This is a genomic window from Moraxella sp. VT-16-12 (assembly GCF_002224245.2).
Taxonomy (GTDB): Bacteria; Pseudomonadota; Gammaproteobacteria; order Pseudomonadales; family Moraxellaceae; genus Moraxella.
This window is the reverse complement of the sequence record NZ_NKHK02000007.1, coordinates 38601-57782: the sequence shown is the minus strand read 5'-3', so window position 1 is coordinate 57782 and position 19182 is coordinate 38601. Positions and strand designations below refer to the sequence as shown.

Annotated in this window: 15 protein-coding genes; 11 read left to right on the top strand and 4 right to left on the bottom strand. The window is 42.8% G+C overall.

Translation table 11 applies throughout. From position 1 onward, the window contains the following. Nucleotides 1-4 precede the first annotated feature (4 nt). The 4 genes from CEW93_RS07565 to CEW93_RS07550 all read left to right on the top strand — a co-directional run bounded on the left by CEW93_RS07565 (nt 5) and on the right by CEW93_RS07550 (nt 4847). Nucleotides 5-1282: an AarF/ABC1/UbiB kinase family protein gene (locus CEW93_RS07565; RefSeq protein WP_089539029.1), complete on the top strand. Its 1278-nt coding sequence runs from the start codon at nt 5-7 to the stop codon at nt 1280-1282. A 201-nt stretch (nt 1283-1483) separates the two neighbouring features. Further along, nucleotides 1484-2926, top strand: coding sequence for a DASS family sodium-coupled anion symporter (locus CEW93_RS07560; RefSeq protein WP_089539030.1), 1443 nt, complete (start codon nt 1484-1486; stop codon nt 2924-2926). 137 nt (nt 2927-3063) lie between these two features. After that, entirely contained in the window at nt 3064-4167 is a 1104-nt protein-coding gene (locus CEW93_RS07555) for a L,D-transpeptidase (RefSeq protein WP_089539031.1), read from the top strand. 107 nt (nt 4168-4274) lie between these two features. Beyond that, nucleotides 4275-4847 carry a YceI family protein gene (locus CEW93_RS07550; RefSeq protein ID WP_089539032.1) on the top strand — a complete coding sequence of 191 codons (573 nt, stop codon included), beginning with the start codon at nt 4275-4277 and terminating at the stop codon, nt 4845-4847. Between the two features lie 43 nt (nt 4848-4890). Here the strand turns inward: CEW93_RS07550 and CEW93_RS07545 are convergent, their stop codons facing one another. Both CEW93_RS07545 and CEW93_RS07540 read right to left on the bottom strand, forming a co-directional pair. Beyond that, nucleotides 4891-5343, bottom strand: a complete 453-nt coding sequence (locus tag CEW93_RS07545) for a threonine/serine exporter family protein (RefSeq protein WP_089539033.1) — start codon at nt 5341-5343, stop codon at nt 4891-4893. Continuing rightward, nucleotides 5343-6176: a threonine/serine exporter ThrE family protein gene (locus CEW93_RS07540; protein ID WP_089539034.1), complete on the bottom strand. Its 834-nt coding sequence runs from the start codon at nt 6174-6176 to the stop codon at nt 5343-5345. Before CEW93_RS07540 ends, CEW93_RS07545 begins: the two co-directional genes overlap by 1 nt. 180 nt (nt 6177-6356) lie before the next feature. Between CEW93_RS07540 and CEW93_RS07535 the strand changes: the two genes are divergently transcribed. From CEW93_RS07535 to CEW93_RS07515, 5 genes are all read left to right on the top strand, one after another. Beyond that, nucleotides 6357-6884 carry a tRNA (cytidine(34)-2'-O)-methyltransferase gene (locus CEW93_RS07535; RefSeq protein WP_089539035.1) on the top strand — a complete coding sequence of 176 codons (528 nt, stop codon included), beginning with the start codon at nt 6357-6359 and terminating at the stop codon, nt 6882-6884. A gap of 30 nt (nt 6885-6914) precedes the next feature. Beyond that, the gene (locus tag CEW93_RS07530; RefSeq protein ID WP_089539036.1) at nt 6915-7388 is read left to right on the top strand and encodes a hypothetical protein; all 474 of its coding nucleotides are present in this window, start codon (nt 6915-6917) and stop codon (nt 7386-7388) included. Nucleotides 7389-7686: 298 nt separating this feature from the next. Then, nucleotides 7687-10425 carry a pyruvate dehydrogenase (acetyl-transferring), homodimeric type gene (aceE, locus tag CEW93_RS07525; RefSeq protein ID WP_089539038.1) on the top strand — a complete coding sequence of 913 codons (2739 nt, stop codon included), beginning with the start codon at nt 7687-7689 and terminating at the stop codon, nt 10423-10425. Nucleotides 10426-10443: 18 nt separating this feature from the next. Further along, nucleotides 10444-12057: a 2-oxo acid dehydrogenase subunit E2 gene (locus CEW93_RS07520; RefSeq protein ID WP_089539009.1), complete on the top strand. Its 1614-nt coding sequence runs from the start codon at nt 10444-10446 to the stop codon at nt 12055-12057. A 142-nt stretch (nt 12058-12199) separates the two neighbouring features. After that, nucleotides 12200-12835, top strand: a complete 636-nt coding sequence (locus CEW93_RS07515; protein ID WP_089539008.1) for a GDSL-type esterase/lipase family protein — start codon at nt 12200-12202, stop codon at nt 12833-12835. A 64-nt stretch (nt 12836-12899) separates the two neighbouring features. Here CEW93_RS07515 and xseA read toward each other — a convergent pair whose 3' ends face one another. Beyond that, nucleotides 12900-14228: an exodeoxyribonuclease VII large subunit gene (gene xseA, locus CEW93_RS07510; RefSeq protein WP_089539007.1), complete on the bottom strand. Its 1329-nt coding sequence runs from the start codon at nt 14226-14228 to the stop codon at nt 12900-12902. Nucleotides 14229-14510: 282 nt separating this feature from the next. On the opposite strand from xseA, the gene CEW93_RS07505 reads away from it, so the two are divergent. Together CEW93_RS07505 and CEW93_RS07500 are read left to right on the top strand one after the other, a co-directional pair. Beyond that, nucleotides 14511-15269, top strand: a complete 759-nt coding sequence (locus tag CEW93_RS07505; RefSeq protein ID WP_089539006.1) for a Nif3-like dinuclear metal center hexameric protein — start codon at nt 14511-14513, stop codon at nt 15267-15269. 653 nt (nt 15270-15922) lie between these two features. Continuing rightward, nucleotides 15923-17176 carry a transglycosylase SLT domain-containing protein gene (locus tag CEW93_RS07500; protein WP_089539005.1) on the top strand — a complete coding sequence of 418 codons (1254 nt, stop codon included), beginning with the start codon at nt 15923-15925 and terminating at the stop codon, nt 17174-17176. Between the two features lie 33 nt (nt 17177-17209). Here CEW93_RS07500 and CEW93_RS07495 read toward each other — a convergent pair whose 3' ends face one another. Continuing rightward, nucleotides 17210-19045, bottom strand: a complete 1836-nt coding sequence (locus CEW93_RS07495) for a phosphoenolpyruvate carboxykinase (GTP) (protein WP_089539004.1) — start codon at nt 19043-19045, stop codon at nt 17210-17212. Nucleotides 19046-19182 lie beyond the last annotated feature (137 nt).

The window sequence follows — 19182 nt, the reverse complement described above, 5'->3', positions numbered from 1 at the left end:
TGTCATGAAAAAATCTCCCATAAATCTTGCCAAAAAAACCCTAAGTACAGGCATTCGTGTGTTGGGGCGTGTCCAAAAAACAGCTTCTGTGGCAGGTCTGTCTGCCCTAAGAGTTGCCAAAGGCGATACTGCTGATGCTCAACTGGTGCGTGATGCGTTCATGCAAATGGGCGTTACTTATATCAAACTGGGGCAGTTTATTGCCAGTACGCCATCTATTTTCCCCCGTGAATACGTCATGGCGTTTAATGATTGCTTGGATAAAACGCCACCTGTGCCATATCATCATATACAACAGGTACTCAAAGATGAGCTTGGCGAGCGATTTTTTGAGCTTGATATAGACCCTGTGCCTATTGCGTCAGCAAGCATTGCACAAGTGCATAAAGCCACTTTAAAAGATGGGCGAGTGCTTGCCTTAAAGGTACAAAAACCTGACGTATCAGCAGTCATTGCCACGGATTTGGAGGTGTTGCATGGGGCATTTTGGGCGATGGAAAAGCTTGTGCCATCCTTAAAAGCGGTCAATCTTGCTCCCATCATGGCAGAGATAAAACAAAGAATGCTTGCTGAGACAGACTTTTTGGCAGAAGCTCGCCATATTGATGAGTTTTTGGCGTTTTTAAAGCAAGCAGGTAACACTGCCGTAACTGCACCGAGTGTTCATCATGACCTAAGTACCAAGCGATTATTGGTGATGGATTTTTTGGTGGGCAAATCTTTGGTGGATGACAGTTTGGGTTTATCGGACGAAAAAGCCAGCCATGCGATGAGTGTGGTGTTAGATACTTGGTTTTTGTCGGTCATCATGACAGGTCAATTTCATGCAGATTTGCACGCAGGCAATCTGATGATGTTAGACGATGGACAAGTGGCATTTTTGGATTTTGGGTTGGTGGGGCAGATTGACCCCAAAAGTTTGCAGGCGTGTTTTACGCTGGTGCAATCCTTGCAAAACCAAGACCATCTAGCGATGGCAAATGCCATGATAGACATTGGTATGACCAAAGGGTCAGGCGTTAATGCTCAGGTTTTAGCACAGGATTTGCAAAAATTTTTAGACAGCGTTCATGCTGCTGACCCCACCAAGCAGACAGATGGTCTAAATGTGATGATGATGGAGCTTGGGCAGATTGGCAAACGCCACGGCATACATTTTCCCAAGGACTTTGCACTTTTAACCAAACAACTGCTGTATTTTGACCGCTTTATGTTGGCATTAGACCCACAGATGGAGCTGTTTGATGGAGAAAGGTTACAAGCATTAAAAACATTGTCTTAGATATATTTCATCTAAATGAAGGTATTTTTAAAATTTATTATCACAAACTGACCCAAAAATCAAGCCTGAAAATTGTATAAAAATTGTTTCTATATATTTCAAAACAGCAAATTTTTTGTTATGATGGCGAAATATTCTCGCTGAGAGTATGTTCCATTTATTCAGTTTAGTTACATTGATTTGGTAACTCTAAGGATAATTATGAGTACAAATAACAATCATTCAGGCGATTTGACGCTTGAAACAGACTTTAAAGGTGATAATGATACGCCACCACCATCGGGCAAACTGTCAAAAGACGCCGTTCGTGGTATGATTATCACGGCGGTGGCTGCCATTGTGTCATTTGTTTTATATACCCACGTCTTTCCTTTTGATGACATGGTTAATCGGGGCTTGGCACTTTTGGTGTTTGTGGGAACGTTATGGCTGACCGAAGCCATTCATGTAACAGCGACTGCCATTTTAGTGCCACTTTTGGCGATGCTGATGGGCATTCCTGAGTTTGAGACCAAGCAGGCGTTGGCAAGTTTTGCTGACCCAATTATTTTTGTGTTTTTTGGCGGATTTGCCTTAGCGGCAACTTTGCACGTTCAAAATTTGGACAAAAAAATCGCCTTTGGCTTGGTGAGAATGGCAGGCGGTAATCTGGGTGTGGCGGTTGTTTATATCTTTGTGGCAACAGCCGTGTTGTCCATGTGGATTAGTAATACTGCCACCGCTGCAATGATGTTGCCGCTTGCCATTGGTCTGCTAGGTCAGATTGATAAGGAAAAAGACCGCAACACCTTTATTTTTGTGCTTTTGGGCATTGCTTATTCTGCCAGTATTGGTGGTTTAGGTACGATGATTGGTTCTCCACCCAACGGCATTGCTGCCAAAGCATTAAACCTTGATTTTATGGGTTGGATGAAATTTGGTGTGCCAATGATGTTGGTGATGTTGCCTGCACTGCTTGGGGCGATGTACTTTTATCTAAAACCCAATCTAAAACAAAAAGTGCAGATGAACAACGAGGTCATTCCTTGGACCACATCAAGAGTGCTGACCGCCATTATTTTTGTGGTTACTGCAATTAGCTGGATTTTTGGCAAACAGCTTGGTGAGGCTTTTGGTTTTAAATCTCCTGATACGGTGGTTGCTTTGTTTGCGGCGGTGGCAGTATTGGCGTGTGGTTTGGTCAGTTGGAAACAAGTGTCAGACAACACCGACTGGGGTGTGCTCATGCTCTTTGGTGGTGGTATTGCTTTATCCAACGTCATGAAACATTCTGGTGCATCTAAGGTATTGGGTGAGCAAATCGCTGCCTTGCTGGACGTTGCTCCTGTGTTGGTGATTATCGTGGTGATTGCTGCCTTTATCATCTTTTTAACAGAGTTTACTTCAAACACAGCATCGGCAGCATTGCTTGTGCCGTTGTTTGCTCCGATTGGGGTTCAGCTTGGATTGCCCCCAGAGGTGTTGATTATGGTGATTGGTATTGGTGCATCATGTGCCTTTATGCTGCCTGTGGCAACCCCACCAAACGCCATCGTCATGGGTACAGGGCACATCAAACAAAAAGAAATGATGAGCGTGGGCTTTATACTCAATATTGTCTCGGTCATCATCGTCAGCATTTGGGCTTACTTCTTTTTGATTTAAGTTTGTTGCAATTTGTTTTAAAAAACGCTCTTTTGGGGCGTTTTTTTGTGTTTTTGTCGCATATTATGTGAAATGCCATTGAGTATTTTTTGATTTGTTTTTATAATGGACAGCAATTTAACAAATCTTGTGCATTCATGAATCGTTTGATAAAATTATTTGTTGGGTGTGGTTTTGCCACGTTGATGGGATTGATGGTGGGGTGCGACAAACCTACCCCAAATACCAGCCAAGATGCGCCAGTAACCACCACTGAAACCACCCCACCAGTTGATGAGCCTGCCCCCATTGTTCGCCGACCCAATGTCAGTCAGCAGTTTGTGGGTCTGGATTTGGTGAACGTGCGTCTTGCCAAAGCCTTGCAGGAGTTGCCTTATGAAGTACAAACCTTGAATGATTATGCCAAATCAGTCAATCAAGCCGTTTGGACGCCACCCCAAGCACCAAGCACTCAAAGCACCTTAGATGAGCCAACCGTATTACGCATACAAGCACTGTTAAATTGGCATCATCACGGGGTGGGTGCGGTTGATGGCAAGATGAATAAAAACACCATCAAAGCGATGAGAGTGTTTCAAGAAAAAAATGGACTACCTTTGACTCAGACGATGGATTTGGCAACATGGCAAGCTTTATCTGCCAATCAACATCTTAATGAACAGCCTGTGCTTGTGCGATATGAGCTGACCGCAGATGATGTTAAGATTTATGGTGGGCGTAGCCAATATGTTAGCGTTGCTGAAAAAGTTGCCGAAAAATTCCATATGAGCCGAGAGCTGTTAAAATCACTCAATCCTAACACGCCCCTAAAAGCAGGAAACGTCATTACGGTGTATAATCCTTATCAGCCCAATGAAGTGGCGGTAAGCCGTGTGCAAGTAAAACGCAAAGAAAACATTTTGTATGCCTATGATAAAGATAATAATTTGGTGGCAAGTTATCCAACCACAGTAAATCTTGCTCGTACTCCAAAGGGAAGTTATAAAGTTACCAGTCGTATCATGGAGCCAAGCTACAACAAAGATTTTCGTAACAAAAAAGGTGCCATACCACCTGGTCCAAATAACCCTGTTGGTCTGGTGTGGATAGGCATCTCAAAACCAAGTTTTGGCATACATGGCAGTCCCCAACCTGAACAAATCAGTCAACAAACATCAGCAGGGTGTGTGCGTTTGACCAATTGGGACGCTTTGGGTTTATTTGGAGCGATAGAAGAAGGGGCACAAGTGGAGTTTATTTAAGAGCCGATATTTTCTTGATGGTTAAAGGTGGCTTTCTTAAAACAAGTCTTGTTTTTATTGAGCTGACTTGTTAATATATAAAACCTTTTTTGATTTTAGGATTTATCATGAAAAAACTTTTGGCTCTTTCTGCTGTGTTGATGGCGGGCGTGGCTCATTCTGCCACTTATGAGATTGACCCTGAGCATACCAATGCTCGTTTTGCTATTGACCATTTTGCAACCAGTACTAACGTTGGTGGTTTTTATGGTTTGACAGGCGAAGTTGAATTTAATCGTGATGCCAAATCAGACAAGATAGACATTACCATTCCTGTCAATAACTTACAAACAGGTTCAGAAGCCTTTACAAAACACCTAAAATCTGCTGACCTTTTTCATGCAGAGCAGTACCCACAAATGCGTTTTGAGTCTGCAAAATTTAACTACACTGGCAAAGGCAAAAACCGCCGATTGTCATCAGTTGATGGTAAATTAACTCTTTTGGGTCAAACCCATCCTGTTCGCCTAAAAGCAACCAAATTTAACTGCTACCAAAACCCAATCAAAAAAGCGGAAGTTTGTGGTGGCGATTTTACTACCACCATTGACCGCACCAAATGGGGCATGAACTATTTGGTAGATATTGGCATGGCAAAAAATGTCAAGATTGACATTCAGATAGAAGCGGTTAGAAAATAACCACACCCCATAAAAACCGTCCTAATGGGCGGTTTTTTGTTGGTCATACAATCGGTTTTCTGCGATAAAATAAAATCCCCGGTATGGACAATCCGAGCACCAACGCTGAAATGATAAAAATCGCTTCAAAAAAGTAGGTCATCATTTGTATAAACAGCGACATTTCAAAGCCAAAATAGCCAATTTGCACCATGCTTACCATGGCTTTGTATGCCACAATTCCCGGCATCAGGCAGATGACACTTGGCACAATGAGTGCTTTTGGTGGCAGACCATGACGCTGAGCAAAATACACGCCCACAAAGCTAGAAAACATCGCCCCAAAAAAAGTCGCCACTGCTAATTGTATGCCAAAATCTGTCATGAGCGTTTTTGAGCCAAAACTCAATGCTGTCATCAATAGGCACAATTTGATGTATTTCATGGGCAGATTAAACATTAAACACCACCCAAACGTGATGATACAACTTAGTATAATGTCTTTAATAAACATCATCAGTTTAGCCCCCAATGCGGAATTTGTAATAAAATAAGTGCAATCACAATACCAACACAAGCTGACAAGGTGAGCATGGTAGCAAACATCCACCGACCAACACCCATGTTAATATAGCCTTTTAAGATGTCGGATAGGGCATTGATAATTGGAAAGCCAGGCACGAGTAGCAAGACACTAGATGCAACAGCGATATCAGCATTGTCCCCTAAGTTTAAAAAATACGCACTTGCCCCAAGCAAGGTTGCCACAAAAGCACTGATGATGACCACCACAAAGGGGTTAAAATGATGGGTGGACAAATAAAGTCGGATACGCATGGTACAAAAAGAAGCCACCAACGTAATAAGCACTATGGCTAACCCACCACCATTTAGGTAAGCAAAACACGCACACGACAGTCCCACAAAAAATGCCATTGTGTTATTTGGGTAGGGTGTGCGGTCTATGCTGTCTAAGCGTTTTTCTATGTCAAAGACCAAATGCTCATCATGAAATTTGCTCCAATCAGAAGCAATGTGGCGATTTTCTACATCTAGGATAATTTGTTGAATTTGCACCAAGATGGCAACGTTAATCCCCTGATGTACGGTGTTTCTGGCGGTTGTGATACATTGGTTGTTATGTAAGGTGGTCAAAGTGATGGCGTTAAACGATAAAGCACATTCTACCCCCGACACACCAAGTGCCATACCAAGTCGTTTGGTCAAATCAACCACCACCACCGACTCTGCACCATACTGCATGAGCAATAAGGCACAACGCACACAAACACGAGTGATGCGTTGCTGTTCGGCGTGGCTAAGATAATGTAGGCGATTTTGAGCGGTCATGACAGCGTTTTTGATGATTGTATGATGTATTGTAAAACGATTTTTAAAAAATCACAAAATATTCACCAAGTTTTTAAGGTATTTTTTGATAAAGGGCGGTGCTTTGTGTGTTGGCGACGATTAAATGATATATTACAACATTAAAACGGTGTATAATAAGCATTTTTTGATGATGTTGCCATGAGTATTCACATTATTTTATACACCCCAAAAATCCCCAACAATACAGGTAACGCCATTCGTTTATGTGCCAATACAGGGGCAAAGCTTCATTTGGTTGAGCCTTTGGCATTTGAGCTTGATGATAAAAAACTCAAAAGAGCAGGGCTAGACTATCATGAATATGCTGACATACAGGTACATCAAGATTGGCAGGCGTGTCGTGAGTATTTGGCACATCAAAACGTACATACCATTGTGGCAATGACCACCAAATTTAGTCGCCCTTTTTATGACTATGATTTTGGGGCAAATAATGGCTCGGTGGCTTTGGTATTTGGCTCGGAAACTGATGGATTGCCAAGCACAGTGCGTGATGATATTGGGTCGGACAACTGGTTAAGATTGCCCATGCTTCCAGATTCTCGCAGTCTTAATTTATCAAACAGTGTGGCGATTTGTCTGTATGAAGTTTGGCGACAGCAAGGCTTTGTGGGTGATGTTGGTGAAAGCGTGGGTTATCACAGATTATCTAGTTGCCCTGATTAAAGTAAATTTCAATCTATTTTTGGATAATTTATGTCATTCAAAATCCTACCGCTTGTGGTGATACTATCTGCTCTTGGTGCTTGTAGTAAACCCGTCCAAACCACTTCTGCCCAACAAAATGGGGAGTTTGCGGGGTGTTATACCATTGATAAAGCCAAGCCTGCCCAAATCAAAATCAATCAAGATGGCGATAAATACACCATGCAGATGAAAGAACCTGTTGGGGCTAAGACGATTTGGGACAATCCTGAACCATTGGAGCTGATGACGATTAATGACGCTTGGCAGTTTTTTGGGGTTAATATGTTGGATTTGGACAAATCAGACTTGCACGCAGTCATTGCTCGCCCAGATAAAATGATGGTGTTAGCACAGGTAAAACAAGTCAGCCAAAACACCAACCCACGTTTAGACAGCCATTATGTGGTTTATATTTTCCGTGGAGCAAACACCATTTATCAAGTGGCGTGTGATGATGTGCCATTAAATATCATTCATCATTGATGTGCCAAAATATGTTTGGTGTGATAACGAACATTTTTTTTAAAAATACTTTGGCGATGGCTATTTATAAAAAAAGATAACGTTTTTTGCCAAACTCTTTTATAATACAAAATGAATATTTGGGGTGTGTTAAGTTTTGTTTTGATTGTGTGTGTGTCATAAAAACAAAATATACTTTTGTATGATGGCTTATAATACACAAAATGTATTTAAAGACTTAACACTCTGATTTAAAATGATTTATACCTTTAAATCATCATTTTATGTCAAACTTTTTGACGCAACTTAGGATAACTTTATGACCTATTACAACGATTCCGACCATGTAGAAACCCAAGAGTGGCTTGATGCATTTGAATCGGTCATTAAAAATGCCGACAAAGAACGTGCCCAATTTTTATTAAAAGCCTTGTACAACATGGCGGTACAAGAAGGCTTACCCTTTAACCGCCTTGATACCGCTTATGTCAATACCATTCCTGCAGAGGATGAGCCTGCTTATCCAGGAGATTTGCACATTGAGCGTAAACTGCGTTCTATGGTTCGCTACAATGCCATGGCGATGGTCATGCGTGCCAACCAAAATGACGATGAGCTTGGTGGACATTTGGCGACTTTTGCGTCATCAGCCACGCTATATGAGACAGGCTTTAACCATTTTTGGCGTGCCCCAAGCGAACATCATGGCGGTGATTTGATTTATTATCAAGGTCATGGTGCTCCAGGTATGTATGCTCGCTCCTTTATGGAAGGGCGTTTGAGCGAAGACCAGCTTAAAAATTTCCGCCGTGAAGTTGATGGCAAAGGTTTGTCAAGCTACCCACACCCTTATTTGATGCCTGATTATTGGCAGTTTCCAACCGTTTCTATGGGGCTTGGTCCTTTGATGAGCATTTATCAAGCCCGCACCCAAAAATATCTTATCAATCGCAGTTTGATTAAGGACGAAGACCGCAAAGTTTGGGCGTTTTTGGGCGATGGTGAGACAGACGAGCCAGAGAGCTTGGGTGCCATCAGCATGGCAGGGCGTGAAAAGCTAGACAACCTGATTTGGGTGATTAACTGTAACTTACAACGTCTTGATGGTCCTGTGCGTGGTAACGGCAAAATCATTCAAGAGCTAGAATCGGTGTTTCGTGGAGCGGGTTGGCGTGTCATCAAAGTCATTTGGGGCGACAAATGGGACAGCTTGCTTGCCAAAGACAAAACAGGCGTGCTTCGCCATCGTATGCAAGAAGTGGTTGATGGTGAGTATCAGCTATATACGGCACGAGATGGGGCGTTTGTGCGTAAAGAGTTTTTTGGTAAATATCCAGAGCTTGCTGATATGGCGTCTGAGTTGTCTGATGAAGAGATTCGCCATCTTAATCGTGGCGGTCATGACCCCAAAAAAGTTTATGCCGCTTATGCCGAAGCCATGAAAACTAAAGGTCAGCCCACGGTGATTTTGGTGAAAACGGTCAAAGGTTATGGTTTGTCTAGCCAGATTCAAGCGGTCAATAAAGCCCATCAGCTTAAAAAACTTGATGAAGCAGGACTAAAATATTTCCGTGATAGATTTGATTTGCCATTTAGCGATGAAGAATTAAAATCACTGCCTTTTTATCGTCCAAGTGAAGACAGCCCCGAGTATCGCTATTTGATGGGCAGACGTGAAGCCCTTGGCGGACATTTGCCATCTCGCCGTAGCGGTCATATCCCTCTTGAAATCCCTGAGCTGTCTATTTTTAATGGTGTACTACAAGGTTCTAAGGGCAAAGAACAATCCACCACGATGGTGTTTGTGCGTCTGCTTTCTGCCTTATTAAAAGACAAAGGACTCAATAAATACGTTGTGCCTATCGTGCCTGATGAAGCTCGCACCTTTGGACTAGAAGGCATGTTCCGTCAGCTTGGCATTTATTCATCTGTGGGTCAAAACTATGTGGCAGAAGATGCCGAAGCACTCATGGGCTACAAAGAAGCCAAAGACGGACACATGCTAGAAGAAGGCATCAATGAAGCAGGGGCGATGAGTTCATGGATTAGCCTTGCTACCAGCTACTCAACCAACGCTTTGCCAATGATTCCGATGTATATTTATTACTCCATGTTTGGTTTCCAACGCATTGGTGATTTGGCATGGGCAGCAGGGGATTGCCAAGCACAAGGTTTCTTGCTTGGAGCGACCGCAGGACGTACCACCCTAAACGGTGAAGGTTTGCAGCACCAAGACGGACACAGCCATATCCTATTTGGTACCGTACCAAACTGTGTCAGCTATGACCCATGTTTTGGTTATGAGCTTGCTGTGATTATGCACGATGGTCTAAAACGTATGTATGGCGATGGCGAACGTGTGTACTACTACATCACGCTGATGAACGAAAACTATGACCAACCTGCCATGCCAGTTGGGGTAGAAGAAGGCATTAAGCGAGGCATGTATTTGCTAGAAGATAATGGTTCTAGTCAAGTGCAGCTCCTTGGTTCTGGGGTGATTTTGCGTGAAGTGCAAAAAGCAGCTCGCATTTTGGCAGAAGAGTTTAACATCAAAGCTAACGTGTGGAGCGTAACCAGCTTTAATGAGCTGACTCGTGATGGCATGGCGTGCGATGACTACAACCGCCTACACCCAACCGATGAGCCAAAACTGCCGTGGATTACTAAAGAGCTTGCACCGCATAAAGGTATTGTGGTGGCTGCTACTGACTATATGCGTAACTACGCTGAGCAAATCCGTGGCTGGCTACCTGACAATCGCCCTTATACCACGCTAGGCACCGATGGCTTTGGTCGCTCTGATACACGTGCCAATTTGCGTAGTTTCTTTAATGTGGACGCTTATCATATTGTCGTTGCCACTTTGAAAAAATTGGCAGATGAAGGCGAGATTGATGTGCGTTTGGTGCAAGATGCCATCACCAGCTTTGGTATTGACGCAGACCAGTTGCCAGCATGGCAGCCACAGCCATATCATGACTACTATCCAGATGCACCTGCCCCAGCTCGCCCAACACCAAAATCCGTGCCTGAGCTAAAAGACGACATTAAGTAACCCAACTAGGAGAAAACAATGCAAATTAAAACCCCCGATTTGGGTGTAGAGTCTGCCGAAGTTGCTGAGATTATGGTGAAAGTTGGCGACAGCATCAGCGAAAACGATAACTTGATTTTAGCAGAATCTGATAAAGCTTCCGTTGAGATTCCATCTCCTGTGAGCGGTGTGATTACTGCTGTGCTTGTGAATGTTGGTGATAATATCAGCCTTGATATGCCTTTGTTTGAAGTGGAGCAGGGCGATACTGCTCAAAGCAAAGCAGTAGAGCCTGTTAGCCAGCCACAAGACAAGCCCCAAGAGGTAGTCGCCCAAACTACCCAAAGCAGTCAAGCCACCAGTCAAACCCACAATTTGCCTGATTTGGGCGTAGAGTCTGCCGAAGTTGCCGAAGTGTTGGTTAAAGTGGGCGAGACAGTTAGCGAAGGGCAGTCGCTGCTTTTGGTGGAGTCTGATAAGGCATCTGTGGAAGTGCCTGCCCCCACTGATGGCGTGGTAGAAGCAATTTTGGTGGGTGCTGGCGATACTGTATTAAACGGTCAAGCCTTTATCACAATTAAAGGTGCTGATAACGGCGGTGTTTCTGCTCCTGTAACTGACACAGCACCAGCCCCAACTCCCGCCAAACCACAGCCTGAGCCAGCTGTACCTACCCAAAAAACCACTCGAAGTGGTGCAAAATTGGCTGAAAGCGAAGTGAATGCTCGTGCCAAAGATGTCTATGCAGGACCTGCGGTGCGTAAATTGGCTCGTGAGCTGGGTGTGGACATCAGCCAAGTCAAAGGTACGGCGGTTAATGGGCGTATCTTAAAAGAAGATTTGTTTGGTTATGTCAAGTCGGTGATGAGTGGTGCGACCGCTAAGCCTGCCACTGCCACAAGTGGTGGTTCAGCAATCAGTTTGCCACCATTGCCTGATATGTCCAACAAAGAGATTTGGGGTGAGATAGAGACGGTGGATTTAACCCGCCTACAAAAAGTGTCTATCCCACAGCTTAATCTCAACACGCTTTTGCCACAAGTAACACAGTTTGATTTGGCGGACATTACCAACACCGAAAAACTGCGTAATGAGTTAAAGGGTGAGTTTAAGGCACAAGGCATAGGCTTGACCATTTTGGCATTTATTGTCAAAGCGACCGCTTATGCCCTGACTCAGCACTCCAAATTTAACAGCCACGTCTCTGATGACAACACTCAAATGATTGTGCGTAAGTCAGTACATATGGGGATTGCGGTGGCAACTGATGATGGGCTTGTTGTGCCAGTCATTCGTGATGCCCAAGCCAAGGGCATCAGACAGCTTGCCATTGAGATTGGTGAGCTTGCCAAAAAAGCCCGTGATAAAAAGCTGACTGCCAAAGACTTGCAAGGTGCATCCTTCACCATTTCTAGCCAAGGCAACATGGGCGGTACGTATTTCACGCCATTGGTCAATCACCCACAAGTGGCGATTTTGGGGATTTCTGAATCCACCATGCAGCCACGTTGGAACGGTTCAACCTTTGAGCCACGTTTGATGTTGCCACTATCGCTGTCTTATGACCATCGTGCGATTAACGGAGCAGACGCTGCGGTGTTTACACGTTATGTTGCTAAGCTTTTGGCAGACCCAAGAAAGATTTTGCTGTGATTGTTTGGCAAACTTCAAAAAAAGGGCGGTGTTATCATCGCCTTTTTTAATGGAAAAATTTAAAACCATCTTTGTGTATTTTGCTGATTCTTGGCAAATACAAAAAGGCAAGTTACAATAATAATTTTATACCACAAATGATATGAGTACCCGCCGAGTTTTTCTGCAATTTATCCTAACAACACCACTGGCATTGGCTTTGCCTGCGTGTGATGACAGCCCTAAATTTACGCCACTGCCACAAGGCACCAAAGTTGCGGCACTGGGGGATAGCTTAACTTTTGGTTATGGTGTGCCAAACTCCCAAAGCTATCCAACGCTGCTTGCAAACAAAACAGGCTGGCACATCATCAATGCAGGCGTCAATGGCGATACCACACAAAATGTTCTTGACCGTTTGACAAGTGTGATTGACCAAAATCCTAAGCTGATATTGCTTGGTGTTGGTGGTAATGATGTGTTAAGGCGAGTTCATCCAGAAAATACCAAAAATAACCTAATTCAGATTATTCAAGCATTACAAGCCAAACAAATCGCTGTGATACTCATCGCTCAGCCGCATTTATCCGCCAGTGCATTATTTGGTAAGGCAAGCGACAATCCCATTTATAAAGAAGTGGCGGATGAGACAGGCGTGCCTTTATTTGACAAAATATGGTCAAAAATTTTATCTGATGACAGCCTAAAATCTGACCAAATCCATGCCAACGGAGCAGGATATGCTTATTTTGCTGATGAATTATATAAATTTTTGCAACAATTGGGCTATGTTGCATGATAAATATTGATGTGGGTGTTCATCTGATGGTTTGCTAAGATGAGTGTTTGATGCTTGATGGTATTTACAAAATCATTGCAGGACGTTTGCCATCATAAAAATTAAGTTGTACTACATCCCCTTGATTTAGGGATTGGGCTGACGAAATGTGAGCTTGATGATGGTAAACAAGAGTATAACCCTTTTTTAGGGTGTGTTTTGGGTCGCCTAACAGTATCACGCTTTGGAGATGGCGACATTCTTGGGCTAGGGTGGTCAGTTTGGGTTTTAAACTGTGATGGGTGTGCAGATGTTCATTGATGAGATGTTTGTGCTGAGTCAGCTTTGTTTTGGTGTGTTGTTTGGTATGAGTGAGTAAGTTGTTTAAAAGAACTCGTTCTTGGCTAATTTTATGATGGGCGGTTGTTTTTATTTGACGAAATTCAAAAAGCACGTCCTTTTTGGCAAGACTTAGCCGATGTTCACTCAAACGGTGCAAATCTGTGATGGCATTTTTGGCAAGTTGTGTGATATGACGCAAATGATTTTGAATGCCATGAATGACTTTTGAAGGTGTATCAAAACTGTGATGAGCCACCTTGTCTAAAACCACGTTATCTCGCTCATGCCCAATACCCACCCACACTGGCACAGGTTGCTCCGCCACAAGAGATGCCAATTCATAATTATTAAGATATGCCAAATCCCCAACCGCACCCCCACCACGAATGATGACCATCAAATCAGGCAAATGTTGATGGTTGTCTGTAAATGCATCCATCGCATGAATGATGGCTTGGCGAATCTCTTGGGGAGCATGATTGCCTTGAAAGGTGGCGTGATGATAATGAAACTGACATACCTGATGTTTTGCCAAACGGTCAGCTTCACGGCGAAAATCCCCAAGTCCTGCGGCATTTTCAGGAGAGATAACAACAACATGGCGTATGTCAAAAGGCAGGGGTAAGGAGCGGTTTAAGTTGGTCAATCCTTCATCATCTAGGCGTGTTATCATGGCATGATAAGACTGTGCCAATGCCCCAAGCGCAAAATCTGGGTCTATATCATTGATATTAAAGCTAAAACCATATTGACTGTGAAAAGTGGCTTGACCTTGCAACAATAAAGTTGTTCCAGCTTGTATGTCTGTGCCTGTTTGACGTTTAAATTTAGACAATACATGACCTGCACGATACCGCCATAAGGTTGCCCGACAGCTTGCGATAATATCGTCATCATCACCTTTTTCAGCAAGCTCAAAATAGTAATGACCACCTTTACTGCTGACCGCTCGCACTTCGGCACGCACCCACATGGGGCTATCAAAGGTGTTATTGACCACCGTTTTGACGGCGTCCAGATAATCCCCTAGTGATAAATGTTGTTTGCAGGTGCTGATAAAATGCTCACTCATGTTTTTAAGCTGTTTTGGTCTTGCTAAAATCGCACTATAACACAGTAACCAATTGCTAATTTTGACAATTTGTCGTAATATGGTTAAAGATGTGCGTGTATTGTGCGATACATTTTATAAATCAGTAAGGATTTAATGGTGTTTAATGTGTTTGTTTGATTATTTGTTAAGCAAATTTGCATTTCCCACCAAAAAGCCATTCATTATATGCCAAAAATTTTAATTTGATACATAAATTATCCAAAAAGTTATGATTAATTTGGCTAATTTATCGGAGATGACATGATTACTGCTCAACAAATCACCCAATTTTGTGATGAATTACTACATGCCAATGAGTTTAAAGATTACTGCCCCAACGGATTGCAGGTAGATGCGGATACACCCATCACAAAAATCATCACAGGAGTAACCGCCTGTCAAGCCTTGATAGATAGGGCGGTGCAAGAAAATGCCCAAGCGATTTTGGTGCATCATGGTTATTTTTGGAAAGGTGAGAGTCAGCCACTTGTGGGCATCAAAGGTAAGCGTATCCGCATGTTATTACAACACGGTATATCTCTGATTGCTTATCATTTGCCTTTGGATGCTCACCCTGTGTATGGCAACAATGCACTGCTTGCTGATAAGTTGGGGCTGACGATTGTGGGGGCGTTATATCCTGATGAGAAACTACCTATTGGTAATATTGCAACTTGCTCCCCTATAAAAGCCATTGATTTTGCTAAAAAAATTTGTGAAACATTGGGGCGTGAACCGCTTTATTTGGGCGATAATCCTGACAGAATGCTCCAAAAAATTGCCCTATGCACAGGAGCTGCCCAGGATATGATAGAGCAGGCTCATCAGATGGGTTGTGATGGCTTTATCTCTGGCGAAGTGTCTGAGCGTACCACACATATGGCACGAGAATTGGGGGTGGATTATTTTGGGGCAGGTCATCATGCCACTGAAAAAGGCGGGATTATCGCCCTAGGTGAACAAGTCGCTAAGCACTTTGACGTTGAGTGTGTGTTCGTGGATATTGACAATCCTGTATAAGAAATAAGCATTATCATGAGCATTTCTCATCTTTTAAATAATATTCTTTATCATTTATAAGAAAAAGAAAGGGATTTCTTTTTATAAGATATTGATTTTTAATAATTTTTATCAAAATGACCAATAAGTTTATAAATAATACTTGAAAATAATAAAAATTTATGAAACAAATTACCAAGACCATCCTACAAATACTTACATTGTGAAGTTTTGCTATTTTTTACCGTTTGTCGCCAAAAAACTACCGTTTATTTTCAGTGTACAAAGTTGTGATTGCAGATTGATGGCAAATTTCGCATAGTAAGTTCATCGGCTTTTGAGAGCCTTAGTTTAAAATTTAATCAATTTTGCGAAAAAATTGCCCATTTGACCAAACCGTCAGCAAATGCAATATGAGTACTGAGTAAGTGCAATGTTATTTTTTGGCACTTATCTTGCACGGAAAATGACTGTATCTTTCATGCCAATCATGCCATATTGATTTAAAAAGCAAAATTTGCTGTCAAGGATACCTATCCTAACAGATGGGTTAAATCTTTGAATCACAGTAAAATTTTAGCGATTTATCTAAAACATTTGCTACTAAGTCTATGATTTAAATGACTTTTAAAACAAGTAAAGGCTTGGCATACGGTTAAGAAAGGAGAAATTTCATGCATAATATTCGCACAGCTGTAACACCTTATGGAACGATTCCATCATCTGCTAAACAATGTTATCAAACATTGATATTTAATCCGTTTTTGTCTTGTGTGTCGGTGGTATTTACCCATCATCACGCCAAACGCATTTGTCATTGCACAGATAAAAAAGCTAAAAAATCAACTACTAAGCGTTTTATTAAGAAGCATTTATTACAGCTTGGTGCATTATCTTTGCTTGCTTTGCCTGCCAAATCACTATTAGCAGGAAACGCTGAACCGGCGGTTTCTGGGGTGGATAAAATCATTGCAAAAAATGAAATGGTGGTGGCAACCATTGATGATGAGTCCACGGTGTTTGCAGATGGCGAGCTGTTGCATGGTTTTGGTTATGATGTCGCCAAACGTTATGCCGAACATTTGGGTGTATCTTTGACGGTCAAAACTTATGAAGACGAAGTAAGTTTGATGAATGCCCTAAGTCATGGCGAAGCAGATGTGGTGCTTGGTGTGAGTGGCTCTGATGCGAGTGATTTTCATACACAATTGATTGCTTGTGATGCGACAACTCAAAGCCTGCTCAGTGAACGCGGGCTAAATCCGCAGGTGGGTTTGACATTTTTGAGTGAAAGTAAGGGGCTGATTGACCACTCAGCAAGTTTTTTGTGCAGTCAAGAACAGCTTGGACAAACTCAAACAGTGGCTCATTTTTATGACCGCAACTTATTAAAAAATGATTATAGTGAACATCATTTTAAACAGGCTTTAACGCAAAAACTGCCATTGTATGAGCCAACCTTTAAATCCGAAGCTGATAAATACGACCATGATTGGCAAGTGTTGGCAGCGATTAGTTATCAAGAGTCGCATTTAAATCCAGATGCCATTTCACCCACAGGCGTGCAGGGTTTGATGATGCTTACCAATGAGACTGCCAAAGAGATGGGCGTGTCTGACCGTACAGATGCCATACAAAGCATCCAAGGTGGGGCAAAATATCTAGAAAGTATGGAAAAAATGTTTGCGGACGTTCCAGAGACAGAGCGTTTGTGGTTCGTGCTTGCGTCCTATAATATGGGACCAAATGCGGTCAAACGCATCCAAAAAGAGTTGAGTGATGATGGTAAAAATCCCCACAGTTGGTCGGATATGTATGTTTATCTGTCGCAAAACGCTGATAAAAATAGCCGTTATGTGCAATGTATGCACTATGTAACGAATATTCGCACTTATTTAGAAAGAATTAAATCCACCATGCAGGCATAAAAAAATACCCCAATTTGGGGTATTTTTGTTGGGTTACATGGCTTGAATTTGTGCCAAGAGCTTATCAGCATGGTCAATCAGCTCTTGTGGCATACGCTCACCAAGTTTATCAAACAACTCTTTGTGGCTAGCAAGCTCTTTAATCCACTCATCTTTGTTTAAATGAGTAACAGTATCAAAGTCATCTTGGCTAAAATCAATGGCTGTCCAATTTAAATCTTGATAGGTTGGCACCAGACCAACTGGGGTGGCAACCGCATTGGCATTGCCTTCACAGCGACCAATAATCCATTCAAGCACACGCATGTTTTGTCCAAAACCCGGCCACACAAAATTACCTTCGCCATCTTTCCTAAACCAATTGACATTAAAGATTTTGGGTAGGGTGTTGCCATTTTCTTGGGCAATTTTACCAACTTTTTCACCCATATCCAGCCAATGACTAAAATAGTCTGCCATGTTGTAGCCAGCAAAAGGTAACATCGCAAAGGGGTCACGGCGTACCACGCCTTGTGCACCAACGGCTGCTGCAGTAGTTTCACTACCCATAGTAGCAGCTTTGTATACACCATCCACCCAATCGACCGCTTCACTTACCAAAGGAACGGTATCACCACGGCGACCACCAAAGATAAAGGCAGAGATTGGCACACCTTCTGGATTTTCCCAATCAGGGTCGATTGATGGGCATTGAGATGCTGATACAGTAAAGCGAGCGTTGGGGTGAGATGCTTTCTCGCCACTGTTTGGGTCGTGTTTTTGACCTTTCCAGTTGGTAAGATTGGCAGGAGTTTCTTTGGTTTTGCCTTCCCACCATACTTCACCGTCTTCGGTAACCGCCACATTGGTATAAATCACATCAGATGATAGGGATGACATACAGTTGGAGTTGGTTTTGGTGTTAGTGCCTGGGGCGACACCAAAAAATCCTGCTTCTGGGTTAATGGCGTAGAGCTTGCCATCGGCTGATGGTTTAATCCAAGCAATGTCATCGCCCACCGTTTCTACTTTCCAGCCTTCATAGCCTGTTGGTGGAATGAGCATGGCAAAGTTGGTTTTACCGCACGCTGATGGGAAAGCGGCTGCCACATAGTGTTTTTTGCCTTGGGGGTTGGTTACGCCCAAAATCAGCATATGCTCAGCAAGCCAACCTTGTTCACGACCCATCACAGAAGCGATACGCAAGGCCAGACACTTTTTGCCAAGTAGGGCATTACCACCATAGCCTGAACCGTATGACCAAATTTCACGAGTTTCTGGAAAATGCACGATGTATTTATCATCATTGCATGGCCAAGCAACATCTTTTTCACCATCTGCCAAAGGTTTGCCCACTGAATGCACGCAAGGCACAAACTCACCATCGGTACCTAAAACCTCATAAACCGCTTTACCCATGCGAGCCATTTTACGCATGCTGACCACCACATAAGGACTATCGGTTAGCTCAACGCCAATGTGAGCGATATGGCTGCCCAAAGGACCCATGCTAAATGGCACCACATACATGGTACGACCTGCCATACAGCCATCAAATTTGTCATTTAAGATGGCACGCATTTCATCAGGAGCTTGCCAGTTGTTGGTTGCCCCAGCATCAATTTGTTTTTCACTACAAATAAAGGTGCGGTCTTCAACACGAGCCACATCTGATGGGTCAGAAAATGCCAAATAAGAATCAGGGTGTTTTTCTTGATTAAGTTTAACCATCGTGCCATTATCAATCATCAGCTTGATAAGGCGGTCATATTCTTCTTGTGAGCCATCGCACCACTCAATGCGGGCGGGTTTGGTAAGCTCGGCAATTTGGGCGACCCAGTTGATAAGAGCTTGATGTTTTACAAAATCAGGGGCAGTAATTGCGGTCATGAGAAATCTCGCTACTTTAATATTGACCTGCCAAAAGGTGTGATTTGGTTTAAATACAAAAAACCAACACATATATTAGCAGAATTTAAAAAATGGGGCTATTAAATCATATTTTGATACAAATTGTAATATTTATT